The organism is Salinicola sp., assembly GCF_982684285.1.
In genome coordinates this window covers 1-1,212 of record NZ_CEXLVS010000489.1, presented here as the reverse complement: position 1 = coordinate 1,212, position 1,212 = coordinate 1, and the positions used below count along the sequence as shown (strand labels likewise).

At 44.1% G+C, this 1,212-nt stretch carries 1 protein-coding gene; it reads left to right on the top strand.

Annotated features, from left to right (window positions below; all coding sequences use genetic code 11):
• Positions 1 to 91 precede the first annotated feature (91 nt).
• On the top strand, positions 92 to 1,212 hold a 1,121-nt coding region (gene guaB / locus AC3AYF_RS21355), incomplete at its 3' end, for an IMP dehydrogenase (protein ID WP_487780475.1).

Here is a 1,212-nt window from a genome sequence, read left to right as displayed (position 1 = left end):
ATGAACCTAGCGATGCCATAAAGTCTGAAAATCCTTTGGAATTCCTATATAATTACTCGATCATATTACAGTAATTTCAGGAACATGCCCGATGAGAATTGCTCAAGAAGCACTTACTTTTGACGACGTTTTGTTACTGCCAGCCTACTCTAACGTATTACCACGTGATGTTAGCCTGACAACCAAACTGACGCGCGATATCACCATTAATATTCCGCTGTTATCCGCAGCGATGGATACCGTTACCGAAAGTCGTTTGGCGATCGCCTTGGCACAAGAAGGTGGCTTAGGCATACTTCATAAAAATATGACCATTGAAGAACAAGCTAACGAAGTTCGCAAAGTTAAAAAATTCGAAAGCGGTGTTGTTCGTGATCCTATTACTATCAGTCCAACAGCGACTATTGGTGAAGTAGTTGAGCTGACACATGCAAACAAAATCTCCGGTGTACCTGTTGTTGAAGGTAATGATTTAGTCGGTATTGTGACCAGTCGTGATTTACGTTTTGAAACCCGTTTCGATAACCCAGTGTCTTCGGTAATGACACCAAAAGAAAAATTGATCACGGTTAAAGAAGAAGCGAGTCGTGAAGAAGTATTAAATCTACTTCACACCAACCGTATCGAAAAAGTCTTGGTTGTTGATGATAACTTCCAATTACAAGGCATGATCACCGTTAAAGATATTCAAAAATCGACGGATTACCCATTAGCATCTAAAGATAATCAAGGACAGTTACGTGTTGGTGCCGCCACCGGTATTGGCGATGAAAGCAAAGCACGTGTTGCTGCTTTAGTTGAAGCCGGTGTTGATGTTATCGTCGTAGATACGGCTCACGGCCATTCGCAAGGTGTCTTAGATCAAGTACGTTGGGTCAAAGATAATCATCCTGAAGTACAAGTTATCGGCGGTAATATCGCCACTGGTGCTGCGGCTACTGCCTTAGTTGAAGCAGGTGCAGATGCGGTTAAAGTCGGTATTGGTCCTGGTTCAATTTGTACAACACGTATCGTTGCGGGTGTCGGTGCCCCACAAATCTCTGCCATCAGTAATGTGTCTAAAGCACTTGAAGGTACGGGCGTTCCTCTTATTGCTGACGGCGGTATTCGCTACTCAGGTGATATTGCTAAAGCCATCGTTGCTGGCGCTCACACTATCATGATCGGTGGTATGTATGCCGGTACCGAAGAAGCCCCGGGCGAAGTTGAATT